The 25,102-nt window shown below is 35.2% G+C and carries 24 protein-coding genes and 1 riboswitch; all 24 genes read left to right on the forward strand.

The window, feature by feature from the left end:
- The first annotated feature begins 125 nt into the window (after positions 1–125).
- Positions 126–299: riboswitch (Lysine riboswitch) on the forward strand.
- 99 nt (positions 300–398) lie between these two features.
- Positions 399–1,226, forward strand: a complete 828-nt coding sequence (locus PKC96_02810) for a transporter substrate-binding domain-containing protein (GenBank protein HMM00260.1) — start codon at positions 399–401, stop codon at positions 1,224–1,226.
- A gap of 3 nt (positions 1,227–1,229) precedes the next feature.
- Positions 1,230–1,970: an amino acid ABC transporter permease gene (locus PKC96_02815; GenBank protein HMM00261.1), complete on the forward strand. Its 741-nt coding sequence runs from the start codon at positions 1,230–1,232 to the stop codon at positions 1,968–1,970.
- Entirely contained in the window at positions 1,954–2,694 is a 741-nt protein-coding gene (locus PKC96_02820; GenBank protein ID HMM00262.1) for an amino acid ABC transporter ATP-binding protein, read from the forward strand. Before PKC96_02815 ends, PKC96_02820 begins: the two co-directional genes overlap by 17 nt.
- Before the next feature lie 131 nt (positions 2,695–2,825).
- Complete coding sequence (locus tag PKC96_02825) at positions 2,826–3,629, forward strand: LacI family DNA-binding transcriptional regulator (GenBank protein HMM00263.1); 804 nt, start codon at positions 2,826–2,828, stop codon at positions 3,627–3,629.
- Between the two features lie 176 nt (positions 3,630–3,805).
- A complete protein-coding gene (locus PKC96_02830) occupies positions 3,806–4,732 on the forward strand; it encodes a nitroreductase family protein (protein HMM00264.1) in 927 nt (308 codons plus the stop codon).
- A 5-nt stretch (positions 4,733–4,737) separates the two neighbouring features.
- Positions 4,738–5,652 carry a cation diffusion facilitator family transporter gene (locus PKC96_02835; protein ID HMM00265.1) on the forward strand — a complete coding sequence of 305 codons (915 nt, stop codon included), beginning with the start codon at positions 4,738–4,740 and terminating at the stop codon, positions 5,650–5,652.
- A gap of 157 nt (positions 5,653–5,809) precedes the next feature.
- The gene (locus PKC96_02840; GenBank protein ID HMM00266.1) at positions 5,810–6,364 is read left to right on the forward strand and encodes a flavodoxin family protein; all 555 of its coding nucleotides are present in this window, start codon (positions 5,810–5,812) and stop codon (positions 6,362–6,364) included.
- 134 nt (positions 6,365–6,498) lie between these two features.
- Positions 6,499–7,704 carry a carbamoylphosphate synthase large subunit gene (locus tag PKC96_02845; protein ID HMM00267.1) on the forward strand — a complete coding sequence of 402 codons (1,206 nt, stop codon included), beginning with the start codon at positions 6,499–6,501 and terminating at the stop codon, positions 7,702–7,704.
- A gap of 50 nt (positions 7,705–7,754) precedes the next feature.
- The gene (locus PKC96_02850; GenBank protein ID HMM00268.1) at positions 7,755–9,374 is read left to right on the forward strand and encodes a Na/Pi cotransporter family protein; all 1,620 of its coding nucleotides are present in this window, start codon (positions 7,755–7,757) and stop codon (positions 9,372–9,374) included.
- A gap of 172 nt (positions 9,375–9,546) precedes the next feature.
- The gene (locus PKC96_02855; GenBank protein ID HMM00269.1) at positions 9,547–10,287 is read left to right on the forward strand and encodes a sugar transferase; all 741 of its coding nucleotides are present in this window, start codon (positions 9,547–9,549) and stop codon (positions 10,285–10,287) included.
- A gap of 50 nt (positions 10,288–10,337) precedes the next feature.
- Complete coding sequence (gene rfbF, locus PKC96_02860) at positions 10,338–11,123, forward strand: glucose-1-phosphate cytidylyltransferase (protein HMM00270.1); 786 nt, start codon at positions 10,338–10,340, stop codon at positions 11,121–11,123.
- Complete coding sequence (rfbG, locus tag PKC96_02865; protein ID HMM00271.1) at positions 11,110–12,177, forward strand: CDP-glucose 4,6-dehydratase; 1,068 nt, start codon at positions 11,110–11,112, stop codon at positions 12,175–12,177. The genes rfbF and rfbG overlap by 14 nt, the downstream gene beginning before the upstream one ends.
- Before the next feature lies 1 nt (position 12,178).
- Positions 12,179–13,105 (forward strand): NAD(P)-dependent oxidoreductase, encoded by a 927-nt coding sequence (locus PKC96_02870; protein HMM00272.1) that lies wholly within the window; start codon positions 12,179–12,181, stop codon positions 13,103–13,105.
- Positions 13,102–13,680: a dTDP-4-dehydrorhamnose 3,5-epimerase gene (gene rfbC / locus PKC96_02875; protein ID HMM00273.1), complete on the forward strand. Its 579-nt coding sequence runs from the start codon at positions 13,102–13,104 to the stop codon at positions 13,678–13,680. Before PKC96_02870 ends, rfbC begins: the two co-directional genes overlap by 4 nt.
- A 4-nt stretch (positions 13,681–13,684) precedes the next feature.
- Positions 13,685–14,761, forward strand: a complete 1,077-nt coding sequence (locus PKC96_02880; GenBank protein ID HMM00274.1) for a glycosyltransferase family 2 protein — start codon at positions 13,685–13,687, stop codon at positions 14,759–14,761.
- A 116-nt stretch (positions 14,762–14,877) separates the two neighbouring features.
- On the forward strand, positions 14,878–15,879 hold the full coding sequence (locus PKC96_02885; protein HMM00275.1) for a glycosyltransferase: 1,002 nt from the start codon (positions 14,878–14,880) through the stop codon (positions 15,877–15,879).
- The gene (locus tag PKC96_02890; protein HMM00276.1) at positions 15,876–16,814 is read left to right on the forward strand and encodes a capsular polysaccharide synthesis protein; all 939 of its coding nucleotides are present in this window, start codon (positions 15,876–15,878) and stop codon (positions 16,812–16,814) included. The genes PKC96_02885 and PKC96_02890 overlap by 4 nt, the downstream gene beginning before the upstream one ends.
- The gene (locus tag PKC96_02895) at positions 16,811–17,857 is read left to right on the forward strand and encodes a glycosyltransferase family 2 protein (protein ID HMM00277.1); all 1,047 of its coding nucleotides are present in this window, start codon (positions 16,811–16,813) and stop codon (positions 17,855–17,857) included. The genes PKC96_02890 and PKC96_02895 overlap by 4 nt, the downstream gene beginning before the upstream one ends.
- A gap of 49 nt (positions 17,858–17,906) precedes the next feature.
- The gene (locus PKC96_02900) at positions 17,907–19,088 is read left to right on the forward strand and encodes a hypothetical protein (protein HMM00278.1); all 1,182 of its coding nucleotides are present in this window, start codon (positions 17,907–17,909) and stop codon (positions 19,086–19,088) included.
- 249 nt (positions 19,089–19,337) lie between these two features.
- Complete coding sequence (locus PKC96_02905) at positions 19,338–20,798, forward strand: polysaccharide biosynthesis C-terminal domain-containing protein (GenBank protein ID HMM00279.1); 1,461 nt, start codon at positions 19,338–19,340, stop codon at positions 20,796–20,798.
- 2 nt (positions 20,799–20,800) lie between these two features.
- Positions 20,801–21,535 (forward strand): acyltransferase, encoded by a 735-nt coding sequence (locus PKC96_02910; GenBank protein HMM00280.1) that lies wholly within the window; start codon positions 20,801–20,803, stop codon positions 21,533–21,535.
- A 73-nt stretch (positions 21,536–21,608) separates the two neighbouring features.
- Positions 21,609–22,715, forward strand: a complete 1,107-nt coding sequence (locus PKC96_02915; protein HMM00281.1) for a sugar-transfer associated ATP-grasp domain-containing protein — start codon at positions 21,609–21,611, stop codon at positions 22,713–22,715.
- A 295-nt stretch (positions 22,716–23,010) separates the two neighbouring features.
- Positions 23,011–23,847 (forward strand): ATP-grasp fold amidoligase family protein, encoded by an 837-nt coding sequence (locus tag PKC96_02920; protein HMM00282.1) that lies wholly within the window; start codon positions 23,011–23,013, stop codon positions 23,845–23,847.
- Between the two features lie 159 nt (positions 23,848–24,006).
- Positions 24,007–25,092: an NAD-dependent epimerase/dehydratase family protein gene (locus tag PKC96_02925; GenBank protein ID HMM00283.1), complete on the forward strand. Its 1,086-nt coding sequence runs from the start codon at positions 24,007–24,009 to the stop codon at positions 25,090–25,092.
- The last annotated feature ends 10 nt before the right edge of the window (positions 25,093–25,102 follow it).

The following is a 25,102-nucleotide window of genomic DNA, read 5'->3' on the forward strand; positions in this document are numbered from 1 at the left end:
TTGTAAGGGCTTAACGCCAATAAATACAGCCTTTTTACGCCATTATCAAAGAAATTCATTCTTTTTAATACTTGGAGGCTACTTAATTTTTTTTGACAGACTAAAAAACTATGCTATTATGGTTTTGCATTGTTAGAGGTGCGGCAAAGAAGAGTAAATGTACGAGGAGGCATCCGTCGACTACATTGAAAGGTGATGCCGTCGAAACACCATTGTGGCAATAATGGTGATTGGGCCAAGAGGAAATACCTTTTGGACTCCTACTCCCGATAAGCGGGGGTAGAGGCGCTACCGATTGCTTATCTTGAGTAGATATTTCCTTGGGTATCTCTTTAGGATTGCACCGCGTAGTGGTTCAATCCTTTTTTTCTTTCTAGCAATGAAAAAGGAGAAACACTATGAAAAGATTTCAAAAGACGACAATTCTAGGAGTGGCAGCGCTCGGTATGTTACTGACCAGTTGTGGCTCAAAAAATTACGACAATTCACGTCTCGTAGTTGGGTTGGAGTGCAATTATGCTCCGTTTAATTGGACCGCGTTGAGCACAAGTGATTACACACTTCCAATCGATGGCTTGGATGGACAATACGCCGATGGATACGATATTCAAGTTGCCCGTTACCTAAGCGCCACTTTAGACAAGGAAGTAGTGATTAAAAAATTTGATTGGGAAGCTTTAGTGCCCGCGATTCAATCTAACCAGATTAATTTGATTATTGCCGGGATGAGCTATAGTGAGGAGCGTGATTTGTCGGTTGATTTTACTAATCCTTACTACCAAAGTAACATTGTAGCAATCGTTCGCAAAAATAGCCCCTATGTCGATGTCGATACGATTGCTGGATTATCCGGCGCGAAGGTTATTTCGCAGCTAGGAACAATTCAAGATCAAATTATCGATCAGATTCCCAATGTTATTCATATGACGGGGACCGACACTTTTTCAAGTGCCGCATTAATGGTCAATAGCGGGGATGCCGATGCAATGTTAGCCGAATACCCAGTAGCCCGGGCCATCGTTAACGCTAATTCAAATCTAGCCATCGTTTCTTTTACGGATAGTTTTAGTGGTATTGATGCTAATGACTTAAGCGTTTCGGTCGCGGTTAAAGAGGGAAATCAAGAATTGATTAATCTAATTAACGACGCTTTAATTGATTTGAGTGATACTGACCGGCAAGCGATGATGGACGGAGCTATTGCACGTTCAGCGCTCAGCGAGTAAAAAATGAGTAGTTTTGATAAGATAATTTATCTTTTGCGCCATTTCGGAGGACTATTTTGGCAAGGAACGTTAGTCACTCTTCTTTTGGCGGTTGTCGGCACATTTGCTGGACTGCTGTTTGGGCTATTACTATCAATGGCTCGTAATCTTCATTCGTTGCCAACCGACAGTTTATTTACGCGGGTTTGGAAGCGGACCATTATGGGACTATCCCTCGGATATATTGAGCTGTTCCGAGGGACACCGATGATGGTTCAATCGATCATTATTTATTTTGGTGGGAAGGCGCTGGGAATTCCATGGACATACTTAAGTTGCGGTCTCGTGGTAATTTCAATTAATACAGCCGCCTATATGGCGGAAATCATTCGTTCGGGGATTAACGGTGTCGACAGGGGACAGATGGAAGCGGCTCGAAGTTTGGGCATGACCCATACTCAAGCGATGGTAAGGGTTATTTTTCCCCAGGCTTTAAAAAATGCCATTCCCGCTCTAGGCAATGAATTCATTACCAATATTAAAGATTCGTCGGTCCTAAATGTAATAACGGTATCGGAACTTTTTATGGCGGCAAAAATCGCTTCCAACAACACTTACTTCTTTGTTGAATCTTATTTAATTATTGCAATGGTTTATCTTCTTTTGACAATAAGCGCCAGCCGGTTGTTGAAAATGATTGAGAAGCATTTAAGCCAACCATATTCCGAGAAAAAGGAGCAGTTGCATCATGTCATCCATAATTAATGTTTGCCATCTTGAAAAAAAGTTTGGCGGTTTAGTCGTGCTTGATGACATAAATTTTTCAGTCAATCAAGGTGAAGTAATTGCCATAATCGGCTCCTCTGGCGGAGGTAAAAGCACGCTTCTTAGGTGCTTGAATTTACTAGAAGATCCGACGCGTGGCGAAATCTTCTTTGAAGGTAAAAACATACTTGGTCCGCAGGCAAACATAAATCATTTGCGAGAGAAAATGGGGATGGTTTTTCAACAGTTTAACCTTTTTGACAACTACAATGTGATTGACAATTGTATACTGGCGCAGAAACTGGTTTTAAAAAGATCACGGCGGCTTTCGCAAGAAATCGCCTTAAAAAATCTTGATAAAGTTGGGCTTGGCGACCGCACTAAATTTAAAATTTTTCAATTAAGCGGGGGTCAAAAGCAACGGGCGGCCATCGCTCGCGCCTTATGTATGGAGCCAGAGGTAATGCTTTTTGATGAACCAACTAGCGCTTTAGACCCAGAGATGGTGGATGAGGTATTAGGTGTTATTCAAAAGTTAGCCCGCGAAGGAATGACGATGTTAATCGTCACCCACGAGATGAATTTTGCCTTAAATGTCGCGACGCGTCTTTTGATGTTAGATCAAGGCAAAATTATTTTTGATGGTACGCCGAAACGGGCAATTGAGACAATGGATAACGATCGACTTCAATCATTTATTAACCCAAAGGCCAAGAAAAAGTAAGTAATAGTAACTGATAAAATCCTTATAAATTGCCATTTTTTAATGAAATGGCATTTTTTTATTCAGTGATAAAAGAAAAAATTAAGTTATCGAGTTGTTTAAGTTAAATAAAGTAGTATAATAGGGACACTATGAAAAAAGTAACGATTAAAGATATCGCCCGGGAAGCCGGTGTGTCCGTGGCGACAGTATCCTATGTTCTCAACAACCGCACCGATCAAAAGATAAGTGAAGCGACGAAAGCAAAGGTTCTTCAGATTGTTAATCTATTTAATTATCAGTCGAATAATTCGCGTAATTTGGCGTCGGGTGTTACTAAGCAGGTCGCCCTATTTACCGGAGAGGCGGCTGGAGGAATTGGCAAATTAGAAGAATGGTCTTTCATTGCAAAATTACGGGACACGATGGTCAAAGATGGTTATCATCTCGTCATCCAACCGGATAATGAAATTCGACGCATCGACAATGTGGATGCCATTATATGCCACGGAACAACCATCGATTTTTTTCGCGAATTATCGCAGTTGAATTTTGTTCCGGTGATTGCCGTTGATTTATATATCAATGACACGCTTTTCTTCCAAATAAACAGCAACTATCGAGATTTGATAGACATCGCTTCGGATAATTTCGGATATGATGATTTTACAGTTGTTTTCCCGGAGGGATTATCACCTCAGGTACGGAGTGTTTTGCGCCGCAGTTATCACACTATTTCGGTCGGCAGTGTCAGCGAATTAACCGATCTTCTTAAGGCCAGTCAAAATGAGCACATGATAGTATATGGTGCTAATTTAGCTGAGATTGCGCGGGCGATTAAACCGGACATAATTCCCTTTGATGTTGTTAGTAGCGACAAGATGGATTGCATTTGGGATTGCTGCCAAAAAGCGATTGGTCGGCAGTCAGTTATCCAAAAGCATTTTGAAATTTAATTTTGCCTATTCTAGTTTGTGTAAACCTAAACGAGGGATATAAAATCCCTCTTTTTCTTCGAAAAACGAATATTTATTATGATTTCCTTCAATTAAGTTGCTGCGATTGTTGGATGGATTTAATTGCCTAATGCTAACTTTAATTAAATGTTATAATTTTCCCGTAGGAGGCGAATATGCATATTTTGAATTTTTTAAAACCAAAAGCCGAGGTGGCTTATATTGACGTCAATTCCTCGATTCGTCAATGTGTCGAAAAAATGACCATCCACGGCTTTACAGCGATTCCGTTGCTAGCTGGTGATGGAACATATATCGGCACAATTACCGAGGGAGACCTTCTTTGGTTCATTAAAAACCAGACGGATATGGACTTGTATAAGGCGGAAGAGTTGAACATTAAAGAGGTCAAGCGCCGGCGGGATAATGTTCCCGTCGATATCAATGCCAGTTTGGAACAAATGTTTAAATTGGCTTTAAGACAAAATTTCACTCCTGTCCTGGATGATCGGAAAATGTTTATCGGAATTGTCACTCGGCGGGACATATTAACCTATTATCAAGGACATCTTTCCACAAGCGACAGCGATGTTATAAATCCAGTTATCAGCACCATTCTATCGCGTAGAAGCATTCGTCGGTATACGCAAGAGAAGGTCACCGAACGTGAGATTAACAAGATATTGGATGCCGCTTTATCAGCCCCATCGGCCAAGAACAGACAACCGGTCCATATCCTGGTTTTACGGGACGAAAAAATAAAAGAAGATTTGAAAGAAGCCACTAAATACGGAAAGATGATTTCGGAAGCCCAGGTGGTCTTGGCCGTCTTCGGCGACACAAAACAAGAGGCGAACGAATTCTATTTAAATAATGATTGTTCGGCGGTAATTGAAAATGCACTGCTGGCGATAGAAGCACTCGGACTTGGGGCGGTTTGGATTGGAACAGAAGATGAGCAGGAGACTTCATTTCTTTTTGAAAAACTAAGTATTCCTCAGGAAATGAAAATATATGGAATAATTGCTCTTGGTCATCCTTTAGAAGAAAAAACCCCTCATGGGTCGGCGCCATTTGATAAAACCCACTTTAATCATTGGTAACATTTATGAAAAAAAACATTAATTCTCCTGAAAGTGCCTCATCCATTTCATTAGGGGCCAACATTTTACTAACACTAGGAAAACTTATCGGTGGTATTATTGCTCATTCACAAGCTTTAATCAGCGACGGGATCAATTCCTTGGATGACATTATTTCGACCATTGTAGTGATGATTGGGGTTAAGTCTTCAACCAAGAAGGCGGATGAAAATCATCCTTTTGGTCATGAGCGAATGGACAATGTCGCGGCGATCATTCTTTCGATTTTTTTCTTTATTACGGGTATCGGTATTATCGTAGTCGGCGGTGCCTCTTTACTACGAGCCTTACGCGGAGAGATTGAGTTATCACTTCCTAATAAACTGGCTTGGATTGTCGCAGGTATTGCTATGGCAATCAAAGAAGGGCTATTTCTCTATACATTCCGTATCGGACGTAAAAGTAGAAGCTCCGCTATTCAAGGTTTAGCCATGGATCATCAGATGGACGTCATATCGACGGGCGTAGCCTTAATTGGTATTGTTTTAGCCATCGTTTTAGATTTACCTTGGATTGACCCGCTGGCGGCGATAATTACCGGTCTACTTATTATTGTTACGGGCATCAGAACTTTATATGATGCGTTTAACAAAATGACCGACCATGCGGCTAGCGAAAAAACGATTGAAGAAATTGCCACTACGATTATCGGCGTCGCGGGTGTTGTGCGTATTGACGATTTAAGAACACGCTTATTTGGATCACGTATCTACGTTGATGTTGAGATTGCCGTCGATGCCAATCTTTCGTTGCGGAAAGCGCATGCTATCGCTGAGGAAGTGCACCATCAAGTTGAACAAAGCAATGTCGATATTAAACATATTATGGTCCACGTTAATCCGGATGTTGGCCGCGGAGCCTATGCCAAAGAGGAAAACTAATTTTTATCCATCGGTAAAAAAGATATGAAAAAAGCCCATCTTAGGTGGTTTTTTATCGCCACCCGGTAGGTGTTTAATATTGCCAATAAGCCAAAAGTCCCTTATATTCTAGGTTTTTTCGTGTATAATATATAAGAAGAAAGGAGAATGGGTTTTTATGGCAAAAAATATCCTCGTTATTACTGGAAGTGCTCGCGCTGACGGTAATGGTTCTGAGTTGGCAAAGACTTTCATTGCCGGAGCGCGGAGCAGCGGTAACGCCGTCCGTCGTTTTGATGCTGCCACAAAAATCATTCATCCGTGTCGCGGCTGCGAAAATTGCTGGAGCAAAGGTCGGCCGTGCATTGTCGATGATGCGTTTAATTCCTTAGCGCCATACCTTCAAGTGAGTGATATTTTAGTTTTAGTTTCACCGCTTTATTGGTCCGGGCTATCGGCTTCAATTAAATTAATTACGGAGAAGATGGTAGCTTATACGCTGCCGAATCGAAAAAAGAATCTTCGAATTAAAGAGGCAATTCTTCTAGGAGTGGGGGCTACTGATAAAGTTGAAGATTTCGATTTGATGAAAGCGGAATTTAACCGATTGTGCGAAGTCTTTGCTTGGAAGAACGGTGGCATGGTTGTTGCTACAGGGGTTAAGGACCCAGGTGATATTGATAAAAATGTGGCATTGCAAGAAGCAGAAAATTTAGGAAAAAATATTCAATAGGTGAAACCGGTAAATGCCGGTTTTTTCTTTTAACGGAAAGAAACCCCTTTCGAATAATATAAAAAAATGTTTTTTTGTTTTTTTTTAATTGAACATATTAAAATTAGCTTATTCTATTCTTGGTGGGGATCAGCATGGAAAATTTTTTACTTATTTCACCTCAATTTCCTTCAACTTATTGGCGTTTCGCTCGAGCTTTGAAACGTCAAGGTTTTAATGTCGTCGGCATCGGCAATGCCCCATACTATGAACTAAGCAACGAATTAAAAGAAAGCCTAAGCGAATACTACTATTGCTCGGACATGGAAAACTATCAATCTTTATACAAAGCGGTGGCTTTTTTGTCATTTAAACACGGCAAGATGGATTATATCGAGTCGAATAATGAGTATTGGCTGGCAAGCGATGCTCGATTGCGCTCGGATTTTAACATTGGCACGGGACCTCAGAATAACTTTATAAGCAACATCAAAGAAAAATCAAAAATGAAAGTGTTTTATAGGCAGGCGGGAGTTCCGGTTGCGCGCTATATTTTACCCGTGGTAAAAGACGATATTTTATCCTTTGTACAAAAAGTGGGCTTTCCTCTTTTTGCTAAACCGAATGTCGGCGTTGGCGCCACCCACACATTCAAGATGAATTGCTTATCGGATATAGATTTATTTTGGGAGAATCACGATACAGCTTCAGCCTACATTATTGAAGAATTCATTGATGGAACAGTTGTGTCCTTTGATGGAATAGTTAATTCCCATTCGGAACCAGTATTGATGGTTTCGCACGTTTTTCCACAACCCAACGACATTCTTGTGAATGAATTAACTGATGATTTTTACTATACCTTGCCTTACGTTCCTTCCGATTTGGAAGCGGTCGGCCGTAAAGTGTTAAAAGCTTTTGGAATAAGAAAACGTTTTTTTCATCTCGAGTTTTTCCGACTAAATCACGACCAATATAGCGGAAAGCAAGGAGACATTGTCGCTTTGGAAGTCAATATGCGTCCGGCGGGGGGATATACGCCGGACATGATTAATATCTCGCAGTCGCTGGATTGTTACGAAATATATGCCGATGTAATGAAAAATGATGAAACCACCTTGCATCTAGATGGGAAAAAGTTTTATTGTATGGAATGTGCCCGCCGTAAAGAGCATATCGGAACTTATGCAAATGACGATATGACCATTCATGAGCGGTACCGCGATGAACTTCAAAATAGCGGCCAATATCCTTCAGTATTAGCAACCGGAATGGGAGATTTCTTCTATATGGGACGCTTTCATACTTTAGAGGAAGCTTTGGCCTTCCGGGATTTCATCTTGAGTCGTAAAAATCAATAAACCAGCAGGTTGCTACGCCAACCGGCCCCGTATGAGAGAGGAATCATTCCATGAACGAATACGTCAAAGCCGTCGTGTATCTTTTAGCAGGTCTAGGAGCTTTTTTAATTGGCTTCCATATTCTCAGTGACAATATAGAAAAGATTGCCACCAATCGTTTAAAAAAGATTTTTGCCAAAGTATCTACCAATCCGTTTGTTGGTCTAGGAATCGGAGTGGGAGTTACGGCGATTATCCAATCAAGCAGTATTACAACCGTTATGGTTGTTGGGTTTGTCAACGCCGGAGTAATGAACTTATTTCAGGCGGCAGCAATCATTATGGGCGCCAACATTGGCACCACAATTACCGCGCAAATAGTAGCGCTAAAATCATTTGATATTTCTTTTTTCGCCATGAGCCTTACAGCTATAGGTATTTTTGGTAATTTGTTTTCCCATAAGGATCGCATGAAGAGCCTATTTTATGCCCTGGCGGGTTTAGGATTGGTTTTTGTGGGCTTGGAGATAATGGCGGATTCAATGTCGATATTTAAGGAATCACCAACGATTGTAAATGCTTTGATGTCGGTTAATAATCCTTTTCTACTTTTGTTTATCGGCATAGCTTTTACGGGCTTAGTGCAAAGCAGCAGTGCCGTAACCACCATTTTAATTTCGATGGTGGCCGCGGGCTTGGTTATTGGTAATGGGGGCAATGACGTTTTATATGTTGTTTTAGGAACAAATATCGGTACGTGCGTTACGGCCTTATTTTCTTCCATTGGGGCAACAAACAACGGAAAAAGAGCGGCTTTGATTCATTTAATGTTTAATGTCTTTGGCTCATTGCTATTTATGGTACTGCTCCTCCTTTGGCCATCATTTATGGACGTAACGTTTGGTAAATGGTTTGCCTATCCTGCAACACAAATAGCGATGTTCCATACCTTCTTTAATGTCACGTGCTCACTATTGTTTTTGGGCCTTGTGCCTCAATTTGTTAAAATTTCACACTTGCTCATTAAGGATAAGAAAGAAGAAAAAAAGACTTTTTCCCAATTTGATAAGCGTTTATTAGAAACGCCTTCACTAGCTTTAGTTCAACTGACAAAGGAAGTAGTTCGTTTAGGCGAAAAAGCAACCCATCTTTTAATTGATTCGGTCAAGGTATTTATCGATGATGATTTTGCCAACTTAGAAAGCATAGAACTTGGGGGCCGTGAAATAGAGGAATTAAGTAAAGAGATAACCAATTATCTAATTGAAGTTACCAGTGGAGATGTAGCCGAGATAGATGAAAAGCATATTGCGCTTCTTCATCACGTATTAGGTGACTATATGCGTCTAGTGGAGATAAGCGATAATTTTCGTAAGTATGAGCGACGGAAACATAACGAGAAAATGGCTTTTAGTGACAACGTGTATCTCGACTTAAATCGAATGATTTCTTTGATTGAAAAAGAGAGTAATTTGACGGCTAATTATCTTCTAAAACCAGACAATAAATTTGTTGAGCAAGCCGACGAAATTGAAAACGATATCGACGCTTTACGGACAGCGATGATAGATGATCATATAAAACGGTTAAATGAAGGAACATGCTCTCCTAATAGCAGTGCAGTATATATCAATTTAGTTAGCAATCTCGAAAGGGCGGGAGACCACTTGAATTTCATTTTCCATGGGTAATCGTTTTCGTTAGTTTTGACTAATTAAAAAACGGCTTTTTTTGCGCATGTATGCGTTATCAAATGTTTGCTAAAAAATTACCATATGGTAAAATAATATCAATAACTGAATGCACTTATTTTTTTCGTGGATTCAGTCTTATTTTCGGAAGAGAATTAACAAGTAAATTATTATGGAAATTGAAATGAATAACGAGGGCGATATACAGCGCTTAAAGGTTGATCAATATGGGATTGATAACTTGACCTTTTGTTTGTATTTAAATCAGTCTCACACGACAAGAACAATTACTTATAGAAAGAAGTTTTTGTATAGTTTTATAAAACGACTTTTTGATATAGTTGCTTCAATCATTGCATTGATTATTTTATTTATACCGATGCTGATAATTGGCATAGGGGTAAAACTTACCTCTAAAGGTCCAATGATTTATGTTTCCACTCGTATCGGAAAAAATGGAAAGAAATTTCGGTTTTATAAATTTAGGTCCATGAGAAAAGATGCCGAAAAAGAGTTAAGTCAACTTTTAGAAAAAAATGAAGTTAAGGGCGGGGTAACCTTCAAAATGGAAAATGATCCTCGCGTTACTAAATATGGTCGTTTCTTAAGGAAAACATCTCTTGATGAACTTCCCCAATTGTTTAATATTTTAAAAGGCGATATGACATTTGTTGGACCACGGCCGTGCACAGATCGTGAATATGAGTTATACACTGATTATGAAAAACAAAGATTACTTGTTCCTCAAGGATTGACTGGTGAATGGCAAGCCAAAGGTAGAAGCAATACTACCTTTCATGAAATGCTTCAAATGGACTTTAAATACATTGAAAATAAAAGAGGTTTCTTCTACGACCTTTGGCTTATTTTTCTTACTCTATTTGCAGTCTTTAAAAGAGACGGGGCTAAGTAGCTTTATAATCGCTTGGCAAAATCTATCACTCATTTAAAGGAGAAACAATCATGAAAGTAGTCATATTAGCAGGGGGATTGGGGACTAGAATTTCAGAGGAATCACATCTTAAGCCCAAACCAATGATTGAGATTGGAAACTATCCAATCATTGTTCATATAATGCGGATATATGCTTCCCAAGGTTTTAATGAGTTTGTTGTATGCGCTGGATATAAACAACAGTCGATAAAAGAATACTTTGCCCATTTTGATATGTATACCAATGATGTGACATTTGATTTTTCAAATGGAAATAGAATTGTTCATGAAAAACCAAAATTTGATTGGAAAGTGACTATAGCTGATACGGGTGAAAGAACTCAGACAGCAGGGAGAATACTTAGAGCCAAAAAATATATCGGTAATGAAACTTTTCTTCTTACATATGGCGATGCAGTAGGTGATATTGATATTAATGCGGTTATGGATTCGCACAAAAAATCAGGAAAACTTGGGACTATATGTGTTTATAATTTTGGTCAAAGCAAGGGTGTTGTTGATGTGAGCCCTACGGGAAACGTTAATGCTTTTAGGGAAAAATCGGATCTTGATGGTGATTTGATTAATATAGGATTTATGGTGCTTGAACCAGAAGTTATATCGCTAATTAATGATGATAAATCCATTCTTGAAAAAGATGTTCTTTCCAAACTGTCGGAAATGAATCAACTTAATGCTTATGTTCATCATGGATTCTGGCAATGTATGGATACAATGAAGGAAAAAGAGTACTTGGAAGATTTGGATAAAAAAGCCGACTGTCCTTGGAAAATTTGGAGAAATAGATATGAATGATTTATCATTCTACAAGAATCGCATTGTTTTAATAACAGGACACACGGGGTTTAAAGGTACTTGGCTATCAAAAATTTTGATAAAAGCCGGGGCTAAGGTAGTTGGTTACTCACTTGAGGCGCCGACGAATCCAAGTCTTTTTGAATTGTCTGGAATTAAAGACAAAATGATTTCTATTATCGGCGACATCCGGGATTTTGATCATTTGATGGAAGTTTTTAAGAAGTATCAACCGGAATGTGTTTTTCATTTGGCGGCTCAGCCAATCGTTCGGGAATCATATAAGAATCCACGATACACATATGAAACAAACGTTATGGGGACAGTCAACATTTTGGAGTGTGTTAGGCTTACCGAGTCAGTTAAGTCTTTTTTAAATGTTACAACGGATAAAGTATATAAAAATGACGATAGTGATACTCAATCATTTCGTGAAGAAGATCCATTAGATGGATTTGATCCATATTCAAATTCAAAGTCATGTTCGGAATTGGCAACGCATAGTTATAAGAAGTCTTTTTTTGCGGACTCTAGATGTTCAATATCAACGGCTAGAGCAGGTAATGTTATTGGCGGTGGCGATTTTGCAAATGATAGAATTATTCCCGACTGTGTCCGCGCTATAGAAGCAAAAAAAGAGATAGTTGTTCGCAATCCCTACTCAACCCGGCCATATCAACATGTTTTAGAACCCTTGTTTATTTATTTACAAATCGTTCGTAAACAATTTAATGACGGAAAATACCAAGGTTATTATAATGTCGGGCCGGATGATAGTGACTGTGTCACAACTGGAGAATTGGTAGAGAAATTTTGTTCAACATGGGGCGAAGGAATTACTTGGATAAGCAAGTATGATGGTGGTCCTCACGAGGCAACTTTTTTAAAACTTAATAATGGAAAAATTAAAAGAGTTTTCGGATGGAAACCTAAATGGCACATTGATGATGCCATAAAAATGGTTGTAAAATGGACAAAGGAGTATCTAAAAGATCAACATTCGGTTTCTAAAGAAATGGATGCGGAAATAGAATCTTTTTTTGGAAAAGAATAACATGAGATATATTGTAACGGGAGCCAGTGGCTTTGTCGGTAGTAGATTAGTAAAGGAACTATTATTGCATTCTGAAACAGAAAGCATTCTTTGTATTGACTTACAACGAAATGATGATCGTCTTCCTGACGATGCAAAAATTTCTTTTTTAAATTTGACAGTCGAAAACATTGATCAACTACGGAAGATTGTTAAGAAAAATGAATATGATGTGTTTTTCCATTTTGCATGGGTCGGCTCAGCCGGACCACTTAGAATGGATGAAAATGTTCAAGTTAAAAACGCCTTGTGGACAGTCAATTGTTTAAGAACCGCGAATGATTTAGGAATTAAAAAATTTGTAGTTGCTGGCTCTATAATGGAATTTGAAGCTTACTATGCTATTTATGATCAAGGGACTCAGCCAACTCTTTCTTATTTGTATGGAATCGGAAAGTCTCTCGCTCATGAATTATGTAAACCAATTGCTAATTCACTAAATATTGATTTAATTTGGGCATACATTACTAATACATATGGAGTCGGCGAGAAATCACCACGTTTCATTAACTCAACACTGAGAAAAATAATAAAAGGTGAAAGGCTTGAATTTACTTCAGGCACTCAAAACTACGATTTTATTTATATTGATGACGTAGTTAAAGCTTTCTATTTGCTTGGCATAAAGGGAAAAGCTAATAACAATTATATTATTGGCTCAGGTAGAGCGAGACCTTTAAGAGATTTTATACTTGATATGGTAAACGAAAATGCGCCAGGTACGTACCCAAACTTCGGGAACATAGAATACACAGGTGTTAATTTGCCTTTAGAAGTTTTCTCTACTAAACAAATTGAAATTGATTGTGGATTTTATGCTGAAGTCAGTTTTGCCGAAGGCACGAGAAGAACTATTGATTGGCTACGGAAGGAGGAAAGTACAATATGATACAAAAATGGGTTTTTGAAAAACTTCCTCTCGAAGGCGCATATAAAATTTCCCCATTTTGTGCGACTGATAACCGAGGACTACTTTGTAAAGATTACTCAAAGGAAATTTTTGAACAAAATGGTATTTCCTATGATTTGAAAGAAACATTTTACACAAAATCTTTTAAGGGAGTTATTAGAGCTTTACATTTTCAAGTTATCAAGGAGCAGCCAAAGCTGATGAGGTGCATCCAAGGCCACGTATTTCATGTAATTGTTGATTTAAGGCCAGATTCAAAAACATTTAAACAATGGATGAGTTTTGATTTATCGGGCGATAATTTTACGGAAATACTTGTTCCCGCCGGATTTGCTAATGGCTATTTAGCCTTGGAAGATTCGATTATGGCCTATAAATGTTCAGAAAAATTTTATGGTGAATATGACGGCGGAATAAAATGGGATGATCCAACTATTGGCGTTAGTTGGCCTTTGGAACAAATTGGTGGAAAGGATAGACTGATTTTGGCGGAAAAAGATATGCAATTGCCTTCGTTTTTGCAATTTTTTGAATCAAGCAATTTAAAGGATTAAAAAAATGCCTTCAATTTCAATTATTATGTCGGTGTTTAACACCGAGAGCTATCTAGAAAAATCCATTCAAAGCGTTTTAAACCAAACTTTTTCTGACTATGAATTTATTGTAATAAATAATGGCTCCACGGATGGTTCTGCGTCGATTATTTCAAAATATCAGAATTTAGATTCACGCATTGTCGTTATTGAAAATAAAAAAAATAAGTCTTTGGCTTGTGCAAGGAATCAGGCTCTAGATATTGCCAAAGGTAAATATATATATGTTATAGATTCAGATGATTATTTGGAAACTGAAGCTCTAGAAAGTATCTATAAGTTAGCCGACACAAAAAATGTTGATTTGGTTGTTTTTGGCTGGGTTATGGAGTACTACCAAGATGATAAGTTTCTTTCTTATCCAGTAATGCCAATTAATGCTGAGTATTTGTCAGCTTCAAGTTTTAGAGAAAACGCATATAGGTATTTGAACCAATCTATTTTGAGTGTCCCATGGAATAAATTATATCGAAATGAGATTATTAAAAAGTATAATATTAGGTACAAAGAAACAAAGCTAGAAGACCATCATTTTAATATGGATTTTATTATGAATATTTCTTCAGCCATTTTTATCGATAAACCTTATTATCATTATTTTCGCTCTCGCCCCGAAAGTGAACTTGAATTTGTGTACAAATTTGATTTATTTGCTAAAAAGAAAGAGCATTACTTGCATACAAAAAACGTTTTTGATAATTGGAATTTAAAAAACAAAAAGGCATGGAATGTTTTATATACATATTTTGCTGAACGTATTGTTCAATCCATTCAAGAATTATATGGCAATAATAGGCTATCTAAAAAAGAAAAAAAAGACAAAATTAAGGCTATTTTAAATGATCCAGAAGCAAGAGTAGCTATCGCTAAAGCACATCCTAAGGGCTTATTGATGCACTTTATGGTATTGCCACTTAAAACGCGGTCTTGCTCATTGTGCCTTGCTGAGGCAAAGTTTATTAATTCTTTTAAAAAAAGGCATCCGTCGTTTTTTGTTAAACTTAAGTCGGAGCATGTTAATATTGCAAAGGAGCATAAATGAAAATTTTAGTTATTTTTACTTGCCCCCTTGCAAATGATGGAATATCGAATAATGTCATGAACTACTTTTCATACATTGATCATCAACTTGTCAAGGCGGATTTTTTGTCTAGTAATTTGGATGTTCCGGAAAAATGGAAGAAAAAAATTTCTTCTTTTGGAGGAATGCTTTTTACGATTGCTGGCCGCAATAGGCATCCCTTTCGTTATGCGTCAAAACTGAAAAAAATAATTTCAAATGGCAAATATGATGCGGTTCATATCCATGGCAACAGTGCCACGATGGCTGTGGAGCTTTTTGCCGCTAAAAGAGCAAAATGCCCAATTAGAATAGTTCATAGTCGCAACACAAAGTGTGATCATAGGATAATTGATAAGATATTACGCCCATATTTTTATCATACGGCAACAGACTTTTTTGCTTGTGGCGAAAAAGCAGGACAATGGCTCTTTCCCAACAGAGAATTTACAGTTATAAATAACGGAAATGATATAGATAAAAACTCTTTTAGCTTACTTGATAGAAATAAGTATCGTGAAGATTTTTCAATTGCGGATAAAACGATTGTCTTGTTGAATATCGGCTTATTTGTCGATCAGAAGAATCATGTTTTTTTGGTAGAGGTTTTTAATAAGCTTTGCCAAGTAGATCAGCAAAATGACTATAAATTAGTCCTTGTGGGAACCGGACCTTTATTACCGATGATTAAAGAAAAAGTTATAACTTATGGTTTAAGTGATAAAGTTATCTTTTTACAAAATCGTGACGATATAGCTCAAATTTTATCGATGTCTGATATCTTTCTTTTTCCATCTTTATTTGAGGGGCTACCTAATGTTGTTGTTGAGGCGCAAATTTCCAATTTGCAGTGCTTAATTTCTAATCGTATTACCGGCGAAGTTAAACTCACGCCTAATGTTTATTTTCTTCCAATTGAAGCGTCGGATGTTTCAAAATGGGTTCAAGAAATAATTAAAAGCGCACCACTCATTAATCAACGGGAGGCTACCGAAGAAAAAAATCTAGCCATGATATCGGAAAAAGGTTTTGACATTAGAGATAATGCCAAAAGGCTGCAATCGATTTATTTAAGTTTACTTAATAAGGAACAGTTATGAAAAAGTTTGAACATATAAAAGATTTGAGAATGGGATTTGGAACAGCATTTGCATTTAAGTGTCTAACCACTAGACTTATGTCTAAAGAAAAATACAATCGCCTTATTTACAAAAGATTATGCGAAGATTATTCTTCAATTATTTCTTTGTACAAAAATAAGCAAAACGAAAAAAATATTGATGAAAATAAAAAGATCAATGTTTGGATTTTTTGGTGGCAAGGAGTGAATTCTGCTCCGGAAATAGTTAAAAAATGTGTAGATTCAATTTATAGAAATTTCTCTCCTTTATCATTTAACGTTTTTTTAATTACTAGCGAGAACATTAAAGAATATTGCGATTTTCCTTCATATATTTATTCTAAGTTAGCAAGTAAGAAAATAACTTTGACTCACTTTTCGGATTTAATAAGAGCAAATCTTTTGTCTAGACATGGTGGATTATGGATTGACGCTACGGTTTATGTGTCTTCAAAAGTTTCGCTAGAACCTATGCGCAGTTTGCCGTTTTTTACTATTAAAAATCAAACAAAGACAAATTTAATAATAAACAATCGTTGGACAGGATTTCTTCTATATGCACCTAAAGGGACAATTTTGTTTAAGTTTTTAAATGACTTTTTTATGGATTACTGGAAGAAAAATAGTTTCTTGATAGATTATTTATTAGTCGATTTTGGAATAGCTTTAGCTATTGAAAATATTCCGGTTTGTAAGGATGACTATAGTAGAATTCCAATAACAAACGAAAATATTAATGAACTTTTGCCTTTATTAAATCAGCCATATTCAGAAGATATATGGGAAAGTTTAAAAAGTAACACTCAGTTTTTTAAATTATCATACAAAAAAGAAATTGTTGGCAGTGAGTTTGTTTATCACGTAAAAAACAAGAAAACATTTTATGGTAAAATTATTGATGGAGAATTATTATGAGGCAAGTAACTTATAAGTATTTTCACTATTTAATAAATTTTTTCGTTTATATTAAAAATGTGTTTTCACTAAAATATTTTTATTTAAAAAAGAGAATCAAAAAAAAATCATCTATTAGTGAAGTCGATTATGACTGGAAACTTGTATTTAAGTCTTTTTTGAATTGTCGATATGACATTAAATACTTTGATAATTTTATCTCGGGTATTTATGATTCAAAACTTGAAAGTTTTAATTTAAAAATTATTGATAGTTCAAAACCTGTTTTAATTTGTGTAATAAAAAACGAAGTAACAAAATTAGAGAAGCTTCTTTATCACTATAAAAGTCTTGGGATTACCAATTTTGTATTTATTGATAATGATTCAAAGGATGGTACTTTTGAAAAATTGCTAAATGAGGGTTGCTGTGTTTTTGAGGCTAAAGATAGTTTCAATACGGCTCGCAAAGTTGGATGGATCAATCAAGTTATGCAACGAATAGGTAGAAATAAATGGTACTTAATTATCGATAGTGATGAGTTTTTGTATACCTATAATAAGGTCAGCATTGACTCGCTTACTTCATTAAAACCATTTAGATCCTATGGTGCAGTTATGGTTGATATGTATAAGGCAAATAATTCGGATGAATTTATTTCTTTCGATAATTTTTTTAGAACAAATTATCACCGAGATTTTAAGGCCATTTATGGCGGAATGCGTGAAAGAGTATTTAATTGCACTCCCTTAATAAAGAAGCATCCACTGTTTTTGTTTTCCAAAAATGTTGTAATGATTAATTGTCACTACTTATACCCATATTCACGCAATTTTAGGGCTCCACTTCAGCTCGTGCTTTTGCACTATAAGGATTATAATAGCGATATTGAAAAAATAAGAAAAATTGTAGCAGACGGATCATACGCAAATAATAGCAGCGAGTATAAAAGATATTTACAATACTTTGAACAACATGAAATTATCCCATCGGGCGAGCACACAGTGACGTTTTCTGGGCAGGATCAAATTAATGAAATATTAAATAAATTGCATGATAAATAGATTTATAAGAAATGTTAGTTTTTTTTTGATATAATTTATACGTTAATTTATGGGCAAGAAAAGAGAATTGTCTAGTTATATTTATATCACAGCATTGTTGATTTTTTTATTAGCAATGTATGTTTTTAATTTATCCAATTTATATGATTCTTTTTTTTCAAGCAATGGCGATATTCTATTTGAAGGATTTAGACTTCTCTCCTTTTCTATGATTCTATTAAAAATCATTCTATGCGATCGTTATAAGGGGAGAGAATTCGCTATTTTATTTATTGCTTTTGCGGGTATTATGTCAGTTTATTTTTCAAAAAGTACATTTATACTAGATACGTTGGTATTTGGATTGGGTGCGAAAGGCCAAGATTTTAAAGAAATTCTGGCTATATATTGTAAAGTTTTTCTGCCCTTAACCTTGCTTGTTTTTATTCTGTCAAGAATAGGATTTATAGAAAGCGGAATTTCCTTTCGCGGTAGTCAATCTCGTAACCATTTGGGCTTTGTTCATGCCAATATGCCTGGTATATTGCTTTTTTCAATTGGGCTGAGTTTATATTACCTTTGGACTATTTGTTCTAGGAAAAGAACACTTTTACTTTTGCTTTTTTACGCCTTTTCCTTCTTTATAATATATTATGTGACACTATCTAGAACAACTTCCTTGCTATTTGTTGTCTTATCCATCTTTGTGATTATGGATCCAGTAATAAGAGAGATTAAAATCGAATCTCTTCGAAACTGGGTTTTATTAATCTTTTTCTCGCTTGCCGGTTTAAGCATATTATTTTCCTACATATATGATAAAAGTGATTTGGTAAAGTACCTAAATACTTTAGTATCAAATAGAATCTATTTTACATATTATGTTCAAGAGCATTTTTCGCTTAGCCTTTTTGGTATCTATATTCCATATGTTTCCAGTTCACAGTCATTATCAACTTCGACACAAGCGCTTATTCTTGATAATGCATACTGTCGTATGTTGTATAACTATGGGATATTAGTTTTTCTATTGGTTGGCTATATGATTATTCATTCTATTGATATTGCATCTAGTAGAAATGAGTATGGGCTACTTGTATGCTTTATATTTGTATTTGTCTTGGGAATAATGGAATCAACCATTATTCAAGTTTTTACTAATATTTTTGCTATTGTTCCATTCATTTATTTTTTTCAAAACAGTAAAACTGCAAAGACCAATATAAATTTTTTAAATTTTAAACGTATTTAAACTATATGTCTACATAATAAAAATAAGCACTCGTAAATAATTGGCCAAAATTATTAACGAAAAAAATATATTAAAAATCACAGTTGTACATTGCTATCGGAGCAATGTTTTATAGGCGGGTTTAATTGCAAACAATGTCATTTGGTGATAATGTTATTCTTGCTATTTTTACAAGATTAGATGTTTAGACTCTTTTAGTTTATAATCGGTTATTATTCAATAAATTGTGCTTTAAATAAAGGAGAAATTATGAAGAAAGGGACGACAAAAGTAAATATTGTTTTTCAGGCTATTTATCAGATTGTTATTTTTGTAACACCGCTTGTTATCTCACCATATCTCTCCCGTGTTTTAGGTGCGACCCAACTTGGCATTTATGCTTTTTCGAATTCTATCGCTTATTATTTTTTGATTGCTTCAAATCTTGGAATTTCTAAATATGGACAGAGGATGATAGCTCAAACAAGGGATGATAAGGAAAAGTTGCGTGTAAATTTTTGGTCATTGTATACTCTACATGCTTTTGCATCTTTTTTTTCTCAGGCGGTTTATGTAATTTTACTTTTTACTGTATTTAAATCGCAAATAACAATTTATTCAATTACATTCATATATGTTTTATCTGCTACTTTTGATATTACTTGGCTCTTCTATGGAAGACAAAATTTTAAATTTGTTACGACAGTTGGGACATTTTTAGCCATTTTGAAATTATCTTTAATTTTTGTTTTTGTTAAATCGGAGAATAATCTTACGACTTATATGGAAATTACTTATTTGACAACATTTTTATCACAAGTAATTCTATTTATTGCGGCCATAAGAGAAGTAAAGCCAATCAAATTAACTTTTTCTGACATAAAGCCACATATAGCGCCAATCTTGTATTTTGCTTTAGCTGTAATAGCAGTTAGTTTATATAATGTTTTCGATAAAACTTTGCTTGGTCTTATGTCTACAAAGGAAAATGTGGCATATTATGAGTTTGCGAGCAGAATTGTGAATGTACCAATGGTGTTGTGTGGCGTTTTAGGAACAGTTTTATTTCCAAAAATATGCGAATTGAACGCGGAAGGAAAAATAGAGCAAGCAAAAAATTATTCATTGGTTTCACTAATGCTAATTACCTTCTTTTCTGTTGGGGCTACATTTGGAATATTGGCTGTTGGGAAGCCCTTTTCGATTTATTATTATGGAAGTGATTTTGTTACATCTGGCTATTGTATGATGGCGTTGAGTCCAATAATATATTTTGTTAGCATCGGTGATTTGTTTAGAACGCAATACCTAATTCCGCAGAAAAAGGATAAGAAGTATGTTTTTAGCATAATTATTGCAGCAATAACTAATATTGTCATTTCGCTTGCCTTGATTCCTATTTTGGATATTTATGGAGCTATAATTGGTACTATAGCTGCAGAAATTGTCGGACAAATTATGCAAATATTTTTTGCGAGGAAATACATTTCTCCAAGAATTGTCATTGGTAATTTGATTCCTTTCTTGGTTATTGGTAGCATAATGTATGGAAGTATTGTTCTTATCGGAAATTATATGGGTGATAGTTTGCTAAATTTGGTTTTTGAAATCTTATTGGGAATTGTTGTTTATTCTGCCTTAGGCTCAATTTATATTTTTCGCATTTCTCCTAGTCGCGAATTTTACAAAGTCTTTTTTCATTTAAAAAAAGGTATTGAAAAGGAAAAATAAAAATGATTATAAAAGAGATGGCTAAGAAAATCTTATTTGGGCACAAATCAAACTCACAATCTTTATGTAGGTTTTTGCGGAAAAAAGGAGTGATTATTGGCAATGGAGTTTTTTTCTTTAATCCAAGACAAACACATATTGACTTAACTAGACCATATTTAGTCTCGTTTGGAAACAATGTAAAAATATCTACGGGTTTTGTTCTTCTAACACGTGATTTTGGTTGGTCAGTTATCAAAGGTATTAATGGATCAATTGTTGGCAACGCGAAACCGGTAAGCATTGGTAGTAATGTTTTTTTTGGTTTTAATGTTCTTGTTCTTGGCGGAGTAACAGTTGGTGATAATGTTGTTATTGGCGCGGGATCAGTCGTAACAAAAAGTATCCCCAGTAATGAAGTATGGGCTGGAAATCCTGCACACTTTATCTGCAGCATAGAGCAATACATATCCAAACGGGAATCACTTTTACTTCATGACGCTGAGGTTCAATTCATATACTATTATCAACGTTTTAAACGCATTCCAAAAGAAGAAGAATTTCATGAATTTTTTACTTTGTGGCATAATCCAAATGAGCAGAATCTTAATAAGGCTTTTTCAAAAAAATTATATGTAAATGGATATAATAGTGCATTAACTGATTGCTATTATAATAATCACTCAACAAAAATATTTTCATCATATCAAGAATTCATTGATCATTGTTTTAAGATTATTTCCCAGAAACAGAAATAAATTTCTAGTTCAGTTTTATGTAATAGTTACAAAGCATAAATAAAAAGGCAATAAATGCAAGAGGTAATGGTTTATGAGGAAACTAATTAAAGCATTGAAAGGACTATATGCAAAATTTTACATTTTTTGTCTTAAGCATCGAGAAATAAAGAAATTTAGAAGTAAGAAAAGAAAAAAGATTTTTAAAACAATCACCTTAACAAAAGATCAAAAAAAGCAAATAGATTTTTATTTTAAGAAGTATTATGGGAAAAAAATTCCTTATACTTGGCATAGACATTACACTGCTTTTACTGGTAATTTTGATTATAGATATATGCCGGAATTATTGTGTATACCACTTTTAGAAAATGTGATTTCAAGAGAATATTATCAGAAGGCAATGGAAGATAAAAACAATTTATTTTTCTTGACGCAAGGAACAGATTCTATTAGAACGCCAAAAACGTTTTTGTCGAAGATAAACGGAATTTATCGAAATGGAAACTTGCAGTTGATTTCTTATCAAGAAGCACTTTCAATCTTAAAGAATGCTGAAAAGTGTTTTATTAAACCCTCTATCGACTCAAGTTCTGGACGCGGATGTGCGATTCTCGATATTAAAGATGGAGTCGATTTAGTATCGAAATCAAATATTGAATCAATTTTTAAAAAATATGGCAACGATTTTATTGTTCAAGAGCAGATTGTTCCCAATAAAGTAATTAGTATTTTTAATCCATCAAGCGTTAATACATTTAGAGTAATTACTTACATTTTAAAAGATGGAACAATAAAAAACACGCCCACGACATTTAGAATGGGACGAAACAATTCTTTTTTAGATAATGCTCACGCTGGTGGTATATTTCTCTCCGTAGATGATGAGGGAAATTTTGGGCCGATTGCCTTTACTGAATTTAACCAAAAATTTTCCGAGCATCCGGATTCACATGTTAAATTTGAAGGTTATAAAGTTGAGCAATTTCCTTCTGTTCTCTTGGCAGCAAAATCCATGCACGCTTTGATTCCTCAAATAAGAATAGTAAACTGGGATATTACAATTAATGAAAATGGAGAATTAATTCTCTTGGAAGCTAATATGAGAGGTGGTAGCGCTTGGTTGCCACAAATGTCATCTGGAAAAGGAATGTTTGGAGACGATATTTGGGAGCTCCTTTCAGAAGTTAGAAAAAAGTAATTATAGTTTTACCATATGACAAATTTTCATCAATAATTTACTCAACTATACTATTAAATATCAATTAGGCTTTTACAAAATTAAGTTTAATCATTTATTGTTATAGATAGTTTGATTTTTGTATGTTCGTAGACTAAAATACATTCAAAGGAAAACGTAAGTGATCTTTATGGGAATGCTTAAAGTTATTAACAAAAAAATAAATAGAGCGAAATATTTAAAAAAAACAGGAAGATTACTTCCGTACATAAACAATTATTTTAAAATACGTAAACTAATAAAGAAGTCGTCGAAAATGGACGATAGACAATATGTTGAAGAGATGTTTTTTCTTAAAAACGGCTATCACTTAAATCTTGATAACCCAAGTTCTTTTAACGACTATATTCAAATATTGAAATTAAAATGGAGAAATGATTTAGCTAAAATTTGTGCTGATAAATACCTTGTTCGTAATTATGTGATTTCACTCGGATTTGAAGATTCCTTGCCAAAACTATATGGGGTTTACGACTCCTTTAGTCAAATTGATTTCGACACGCTTCCCAATTCTTTTGTTGTTAAAACAAATAATGATTCTGGTGGAGTTTTTTTGGTACAAGATAAAAGTAAATTGAATATTAAAAAAGCTGATAAACTAATTAGTAAGCATATGAAGTCAAATGGTTTTTCTAATATTTATAAAGAGTGGGTCTATTCTGGAATTAAGAAAAAGATTATTGTCGAAGAATACATTAAGACAGTTGATGGATGCGCACCAAAGGACTATAAGTTTTTTTGCTTTGATGGCGAGCCAAGATTCTTGTTCGTTGCGGCCAATCGCGACAAAAATGTCACTTTTGATTTTTTTGATTTGGAATGGAATCATCTACCAGTCATGAATGAACATTTTAACTCAAAACAACCTTTGCTTAAACCAAGCAATTTTGACGAAATGGTTGAATTATCCAGGAAATTATCCGCCAATTTTCCGGCTGTAAGAATTGATTTATACTCGGAAAACAACAAGATATATTTTGGAGAGTTTACTTTTTTCCATTTTGGAGGAGTCTCATCCTTTTATCCATTAAAGTATAATGAAATATTTGGAAAGTACTTTGAAGGAATAATGGAGAAATATAATATTAAATAATTTTTTCTTAAATGTTTTTTTTCTAAATATATATGTATTCTCAAATAAAAAAATTACGTTTTCTTTCTTTTTTTCAAATAATAAATAACTTAAATAATTTATTAATTTCAGAATCGAATATAACTTTCATGTTATAATAGCAAAGAAAAAAATATATATATGAAATATTTAGAATTAAGTAAATTGAATATTCTTGTCACGGGGGCTGCTGGATTTATCGGTGCCAATTTGGTTATGGAACTGATCAAAAGATTTGAAGATATTTCAATCGTGGGCATCGACAATATGAACGATTATTATGATGTTTCCATAAAAGAGGAAAGATTAAACTTAATATCCAGTCTTGTTGCCAATCATCCGAGCACTCATTGGAATTTTATCAAGGGGAATATTGCCAACAAGGACTTAATTGATAAATTATTCTTAGATAATAAGTTTAATATTGTTGTAAATTTAGCAGCTCAGGCGGGAGTGCGATATTCCATAACTAATCCTGGAGCCTACATAGAGGCAAACCTAATTGGCTTCTATAATATTTTAGAAGCTTGCCGGCATTCATATGACGATGGCAGACCGGGAATAAAGCATTTTATTTATGCCTCCTCCTCCTCGGTTTATGGGACCAATAAAAAAGTTCCATACTCGACGGATGATCAGGTTGATAATCCGGTTTCACTATACGCGGCGACTAAAAAATCGGATGAACTTATCGCTCATGCCTATGCAAAACTATATAATATTCCTTCAACGGGGCTTAGATTTTTCACTGTCTATGGACCGGCCGGCCGGCCGGATATGGCCTATTTTGGCTTTACAAATAAGTTTGTTCAAGATAAGCCGGTTGAGATCTTTAATTTTGGGAAATGCAAACGTGATTTTACTTATATTGATGATATCGTTGAGGGCATTATCCGCGTTATGCAAAAAGCGCCTGAAAAGAAAAATGGCGAGGATGGTCTACCAATACCCCCTTATAAAATTTATAACATAGGTAATTCTCATCCGGAGGATTTGCTTGAGTTTGTGCAAATCTTGGCCGAGGAGTTGATAAAAGCTGAGGTTTTACCACCGGACTTTGATTTGAAAAAGCATATGCATTTAGTCCCAATGCAACCGGGAGATGTACCTATTACCTATGCGGATACAAAGCCATTAGAAGATGACTTTGGTTTTAAGCCATCTACTTCGTTAAGAGATGGACTTCGTAAGTTTGCTCAATGGTACAAGGCTTTTTATTCAAAATAGAATTTTGAAG

Source organism: Bacilli bacterium (assembly GCA_035326105.1).
Taxonomy (GTDB): domain Bacteria; phylum Bacillota_I; class Bacilli_A; order RFN20; family CAG-826; genus UBA7706.

Bases quoted from the DNA above. Each gene is read 5' to 3' on its own strand.
- rfbF (HMM00270.1), top strand. From the start codon at position 10,338: ATGAAAGTAGTCATATTAGCAGGGGGATTGGGGACTAGAATTTCAGAG.
- PKC96_02870 (HMM00272.1), top strand. From the start codon at position 12,179: ATGAGATATATTGTAACGGGAGCCAGTGGCTTTGTCGGTAGTAGATTA.
- PKC96_02855 (HMM00269.1), top strand. From the start codon at position 9,547: ATGGAAATTGAAATGAATAACGAGGGCGATATACAGCGCTTAAAGGTT.
- PKC96_02910 (HMM00280.1), top strand. From the start codon at position 20,801: ATGATTATAAAAGAGATGGCTAAGAAAATCTTATTTGGGCACAAATCA.
- PKC96_02810 (HMM00260.1), top strand. From the start codon at position 399: ATGAAAAGATTTCAAAAGACGACAATTCTAGGAGTGGCAGCGCTCGGT.
- PKC96_02895 (HMM00277.1), top strand. From the start codon at position 16,811: ATGAGGCAAGTAACTTATAAGTATTTTCACTATTTAATAAATTTTTTC.
- PKC96_02880 (HMM00274.1), top strand. From the start codon at position 13,685: ATGCCTTCAATTTCAATTATTATGTCGGTGTTTAACACCGAGAGCTAT.
- PKC96_02905 (HMM00279.1), top strand. From the start codon at position 19,338: ATGAAGAAAGGGACGACAAAAGTAAATATTGTTTTTCAGGCTATTTAT.
- PKC96_02825 (HMM00263.1), top strand. From the start codon at position 2,826: ATGAAAAAAGTAACGATTAAAGATATCGCCCGGGAAGCCGGTGTGTCC.
- PKC96_02925 (HMM00283.1), top strand. From the start codon at position 24,007: ATGAAATATTTAGAATTAAGTAAATTGAATATTCTTGTCACGGGGGCT.
- PKC96_02920 (HMM00282.1), top strand. From the start codon at position 23,011: ATGGACGATAGACAATATGTTGAAGAGATGTTTTTTCTTAAAAACGGC.
- rfbC (HMM00273.1), top strand. From the start codon at position 13,102: ATGATACAAAAATGGGTTTTTGAAAAACTTCCTCTCGAAGGCGCATAT.
- PKC96_02820 (HMM00262.1), top strand. From the start codon at position 1,954: ATGTCATCCATAATTAATGTTTGCCATCTTGAAAAAAAGTTTGGCGGT.
- PKC96_02845 (HMM00267.1), top strand. From the start codon at position 6,499: ATGGAAAATTTTTTACTTATTTCACCTCAATTTCCTTCAACTTATTGG.
- PKC96_02900 (HMM00278.1), top strand. From the start codon at position 17,907: ATGGGCAAGAAAAGAGAATTGTCTAGTTATATTTATATCACAGCATTG.
- PKC96_02830 (HMM00264.1), top strand. From the start codon at position 3,806: ATGCATATTTTGAATTTTTTAAAACCAAAAGCCGAGGTGGCTTATATT.
- PKC96_02915 (HMM00281.1), top strand. From the start codon at position 21,609: ATGAGGAAACTAATTAAAGCATTGAAAGGACTATATGCAAAATTTTAC.
- PKC96_02890 (HMM00276.1), top strand. From the start codon at position 15,876: ATGAAAAAGTTTGAACATATAAAAGATTTGAGAATGGGATTTGGAACA.
- PKC96_02840 (HMM00266.1), top strand. From the start codon at position 5,810: ATGGCAAAAAATATCCTCGTTATTACTGGAAGTGCTCGCGCTGACGGT.
- PKC96_02835 (HMM00265.1), top strand. From the start codon at position 4,738: ATGAAAAAAAACATTAATTCTCCTGAAAGTGCCTCATCCATTTCATTA.
- PKC96_02850 (HMM00268.1), top strand. From the start codon at position 7,755: ATGAACGAATACGTCAAAGCCGTCGTGTATCTTTTAGCAGGTCTAGGA.
- PKC96_02815 (HMM00261.1), top strand. From the start codon at position 1,230: ATGAGTAGTTTTGATAAGATAATTTATCTTTTGCGCCATTTCGGAGGA.